Origin of the sequence: Novosphingobium sp. Chol11, assembly GCF_945870625.1 — a bacterium.
GTDB lineage: Bacteria > Pseudomonadota > Alphaproteobacteria > Sphingomonadales > Sphingomonadaceae > Novosphingobium.
In genome coordinates this window covers 1-4,619 of record NZ_CAMBTS010000157.1, presented here as the reverse complement: position 1 = coordinate 4,619, position 4,619 = coordinate 1, and the positions used below count along the sequence as shown (strand labels likewise).

The 4,619-nt window shown below is 61.2% G+C and carries 5 protein-coding genes; 4 read left to right on the top strand and 1 reads right to left on the bottom strand.

Translation table 11 applies throughout. From position 1 onward, the window contains the following. The coding region (locus Q0O40_RS15440) for an SDR family oxidoreductase (RefSeq protein WP_295531913.1) at positions 1–249 on the top strand (249 nt) is incomplete at its 5' end. Then, a complete protein-coding gene (locus Q0O40_RS15435; RefSeq protein ID WP_295531910.1) occupies positions 246–1,025 on the top strand; it encodes an SDR family oxidoreductase in 780 nt (259 codons plus the stop codon). The genes Q0O40_RS15440 and Q0O40_RS15435, both read left to right, overlap by 4 nt. Positions 1,026–1,046: 21 nt before the next feature. On the opposite strand, the gene Q0O40_RS15430 is transcribed toward Q0O40_RS15435, so the two are convergent. Beyond that, positions 1,047–2,225 carry an SRPBCC family protein gene (locus tag Q0O40_RS15430; protein ID WP_295531907.1) on the bottom strand — a complete coding sequence of 393 codons (1,179 nt, stop codon included), beginning with the start codon at positions 2,223–2,225 and terminating at the stop codon, positions 1,047–1,049. A 247-nt stretch (positions 2,226–2,472) separates the two neighbouring features. Here Q0O40_RS15430 and Q0O40_RS15425 point away from each other — a divergent pair, with 247 nt between their 5' ends. Next, positions 2,473–3,378 carry a TonB-dependent receptor plug domain-containing protein gene (locus Q0O40_RS15425; protein ID WP_295531904.1) on the top strand — a complete coding sequence of 302 codons (906 nt, stop codon included), beginning with the start codon at positions 2,473–2,475 and terminating at the stop codon, positions 3,376–3,378. 57 nt (positions 3,379–3,435) lie between these two features. Continuing rightward, positions 3,436–4,619, top strand: a 1,184-nt coding sequence (locus tag Q0O40_RS15420) for a TonB-dependent receptor (RefSeq protein ID WP_295531901.1), incomplete at its 3' end; no start/stop codon positions are given.

Here is a 4,619-nt window from a genome sequence, read left to right as displayed (position 1 = left end):
CGCGCCAATTCGCTGCATCCGGGGTTTGTGCGCACGCCATTGCTGGCCGCCGGGTTCCAGCGCTGGGTGGATCAAGGCTTTGCCGAAAAGCCCGAAGATCTGGTCGATGGGGTGGTTGCCAGCACGCCGATCGGCCGCCTTGCCGATCCCGCGGAGATCGCCAGCGCGATCTTCTTCCTCGCCAGCGAAGACAGCAGCTACATGACCGGCGCCGAGCTGGTCATCGATGGCGGGTGGACGGCACAATGACCATTGCTCTGGAAAATGTGATCGCTGTCGTCACCGGGGCCGCAGGCGGCATCGGGCGCGAACTCGTAGCCGCGCTGAAAGCCGCGCACGCCACCGTTATCGCCACCGACATGGCGGACGATGCCGATATCGCTGGTGCAGACCACTATCTTCGCCACGATGTGACGAGCCCTGATGACTGGCAGGCGCTGGCCGCGCTCGTGCAGGAAAAGTACGGCAGGCTCGATGCGCTGGTTAACAATGCGGCGATTTCCATTGTCACCAAGTTCGATGAGACCCCGCTGAGCGAGTTTCACCGGGTCAACGCGGTCAACGTCGATTCGATCATCATCGGCACACAGGCGCTGCTGACGCTGCTGCGCGAGGGCGGCAAGGCGCGCAAAGGCGGCGCTTCGGTGGTGAACTTCTCCAGCGTCGGCGGCTTGCGCGGGGCGGCGTTCAATGCGGCCTATTGCACCAGCAAGGCGGCGGTAAAGATGCTGTCCAAGTGCCTCGGCGCGGAATTTGCGGCGTTGGGATACAATATCCGCGTCAATTCGGTGCATCCGGGCGGGATCGATACCGCGATGCTTGGCTCGATCATGGACCGCTACATTGAAATGGGCGCGGTGCCATCGCGCGAAGCGGCGCTGCAGGGCATGGTTGCCAGCCATCCGATCGGCCGCATGGGGCGGCCGGACGAGATGGGCGGCGGCGTGGTTTATCTGTGCAGCGAGGCGGCCAGCTTCGTTACGTGCAGCGAATTCGTGATGGACGGGGGCTTCAGCCAGGTCTGAAGCCCGCGCGCCGCGCGGCTTTCAGAGCACTGGTTCGGGCAGGTCGCGGTCATCCTGAAGATACCAATTCAGCCATTCGTGGAAGTACTGGTTGCCGCGTTCGTTGCGCCCGAACACCAGATCGTCGTGCGCTCCGGTTTCCAGCCCCTTCTGAATTTCAAGGCCGATGAGGTAATCTTCGGTATAAGTAACATCGCGGAAGAAATTCATCGCCGCTTCGACATTGGCGCGGTCTGCCTCGTCCTTGATCGGCTCGCGGCGCAGATAATTGAGCACTGTGCGGTTCTGCCCCGGCGTCGGCCCGGGAGACAATTGCGCCACTTGCGTGATCTCGGGCGCGATGAAGGCCGAAACGTTGGGGAACATGATCCGCACGAAATCGAAGCCATTGTTCTCCTGCGTGCCCCACTCAGCGCGCGGCACACCCGCCAGCGCGTCGGCAATCTTGTGATGCGGAAAACCGATGCGGATGTGTGGGCCGAAGGCTTCGAAATGCATGCAGTTTGAAGGCGTGCGCGGAAAGATGGTTTCTGGATGCAACGAGGCGAAGTGATACCCTTCGAGATAGCCGTCAAACGCGATCTTCCAGTTCGCGCCTTCGATCACCCGGCTGCCCATGTAGGTCCATTTGCCGAAATCGAGCGCTTCAAAGTCTTCCAGAAACCCGCGATAGTACGCGCCAATGTCGATCGGTGCGTTGGGCGTAAGGCAGACAAAGATCATGCCCGCCGCTTCTTGCACCGGAAGCTCGCGCAGGCCCATTTCGCCCTTGCGCACTTCGCCAAATTTGCTGGCCTCCGAAATGCCGAGCAGCTTGCCGTCTTGCCCATATGTCCAGCCGTGGTACTTGCAGGTAAACCGGGCGCAGTTGCCATGACCCTCGCTCGCCACCGGCGCGCCGCGATGCGAGCAGACATTGAGGAACGCCCGGACAACGCCCTCCTTGTCGCGGTTGATCAGCACAGGTAGGCCCGCCGCATCCATCGCCTTGTAATCGCCGGGGTTCGGCAGTTCGGCGGTGAATGCCAGTATCAATGGCACGCGCCGAAACACCAGCTCCATCTCGGCCTTCCACTGGTCGGGATCGGTGTAGGTGCGCGTGGGCACCCGCATCGTTTCCTCGGTCAGGAAAGTCTGCTTGTTCGCGACATAATCGCGCATGATCTCGGCGACGTCGCCGATCTGGCTGATGCGATCCATTGTTATGTGCCTCTCCAATCCCGCGTGCGCGGACCATTGCCTGCATCATGCGCTTGCGAGCCCGCCGGGCCAAGCTGTTACGTTTGGCAGGGTATCCCCGCCTCCATTTTGGGCAGAGAGCGTCCGATCAACTGACATTATAAACAGGCCACCTGCAACAAGTTGCAGTTAGCGCTTGGGGGCAGGTCTGCCAGTGGCGCGTTCGTGGGATGCGCCAGATGCGCACAATGCAAGGGAGAGCATTTTCATGAATTACGCATTCGCGCGGACGGTCATCGCGGCCGCTCTTGGCACAACATCGGTTCTTGGTTTCGCGCCTGCTGCCTTTGCGCAGGACGCAGCCCCAGCCGCCGCTCCGCAAGCCGAAGCAGAAGCCCCCGCCAGCGAGGATACCGGCGCGATCATCGTGACCGCGCGTCGCCGTTCGGAAACGCTGCAATCCACCCCGCTCGCGATCACCGCGATCAATACCGTGGCGCTGGAAAACAAGGCTGCGGTCAACATCGGCGATCTGCAGGGCGCGGCTCCGGGCTTGCTCATCACCCAGCAGAATTCGGGCGCTCAGGCCGCCAATATCTCGATCCGCGGCCTGACCTATGCCGACATCGAGAAATCGCAGACGCCAACCGTGGGCGTGGTTGTCGATGGCATCACCATCGGCACCAACACCGGCCAGTTGCAGGATGCGTTCGATATCGCGCAGATCGAAGTGCTGCGCGGACCGCAGGGCACGCTGTTTGGCGCAAACACCATCGGCGGCGTGATCAACATCCAGCGCACTGCCCCCACCATGGAGCCGGGCTTCAAGGGCGAGGTCACCTATGGCCGTTTCAACACCTGGGCCGCCAAGGCGGTTGCGAACTATGGCAACGGCGAAACCTGGGGCGTGAAGCTGTTTTACCTTCACAACCAGACCGATGGTTTTTACCGCAACGTTACCCGCAATTCGTCAGCCGGTGCCAGCAAGGGCGATACCTATGGCGGCACGCTGCTGTTCAAGCCCACGGGTTCGGGCTTCGATCTCAAGCTGACGGTTGAAAACGTGGTTCAGTCGTTCGAGCCGGTGGTGAGCAACATCACCCAGACCGGCGAAGTGTTCTGCGGCTTTATTCCCGCAAATGAATGCAACCGCAACACGACCACCGATCTTTAAACCACCTTCGGCATCGCCGCGAACAGCAAGTATAATGCGCCTGATGCCACGCTGGAAATGAACTATGATCTGGGCGGCGTGAAGCTCTCCTCGATCACCGGCTGGCGCAAGAGCAAGGAAGCGCAGACGCAGGATTTCGACGGTTCATCGGTCGATGTCTATTACGTTGATCGCCGCCAGAACTACACCCAGTGGAGCCAGGAGCTGCGCGCTGCGGGCAATCTGTTCGATGGCTTCGACTATGTCGTCGGCGGCTTTTTCTTCAAGTCGAACTATGACCTGACCCAGTGGTCGCGCGTGTTCGGTTTTTCTCCCAATACGCCGCCAACGCAGTTTGACCTGAATTCGCAGCACGTTGAAGGCGAGACCACCAGCTTTGCCGGGTTCGGCGATTTCAACTGGGCCTTCGCCGACAAGTTCCGCCTGTCGTTCGGCGGCCGCTGGAGCCATGACAACAAGAAGCTGCTCAACGGCTTTGCCGGCGGCAAGCTGATCGATCCGGCCAATGTCAATGCCAGCCAGTTCGTCACGGTCGGTTCGGGCGATGCGAGCTTCAGCAAGTTCACCCCCAAAGTCGGCATCGATTACCGCCCCAACAGCGATATGCTGTTCTATGGCAGCTGGTCGCGCGGCTATCGCTCGGGCGGGTTCAGCCCGCGCGCGGCGACCGCTGCTACTGCCAGCACGCCGTTTCAGCCTGAGACCGTGGATGCTTTCGAAATCGGCGCAAAGCTGGCGACGCCTGACCACAATCTTGAGGTCAACATCGCGGGCTACATCTCCGACTACAAGAACATGCAGCAGAACCTGACCCTTCCTGGCGGCCCGACCGGCAACCAGACGGTGACCGGCAACGTGGCCGGCGGCGCGATCATCAAGGGCATCGAGATCGACGGCACGTGGCGCGTCACGCCGCAGTTCAAGATCACTGCATCGGGTGCCTATATGGACTCGAAGTTCCGCAACTTCGTCGCCAACGGCGCGCTGGCCAGCGGGGCGCTGGTGCCGTTCGATTATTCGGCCAACAAGCTGATCTACGCGCCGAAGTTCACCAGCTCGATCAACGCCGAATACACCGTGCCCACCAGCTTCGGCAAAGTGGTCGCCAATGTCGGCTGGCGGCATATCAGCCCCTATGACCAGCAGATCTCGATTGCTTCGACCACGCCGATCATCACTGGCGGCGCGACCACCGGGGTTATCGTCAACGGCAACGATCCGCGCGTGCGCACCGCGACGCA

Coding starts and splice junctions, on each gene's coding strand:
- Q0O40_RS15435 (WP_295531910.1), top strand. CDS start 246: ATGACCATTGCTCTGGAAAATGTGATCGCTGTCGTCACCGGGGCCGCA.
- Q0O40_RS15430 (WP_295531907.1), bottom strand. CDS start 2,225: ATGGATCGCATCAGCCAGATCGGCGACGTCGCCGAGATCATGCGCGAT.
- Q0O40_RS15425 (WP_295531904.1), top strand. CDS start 2,473: ATGAATTACGCATTCGCGCGGACGGTCATCGCGGCCGCTCTTGGCACA.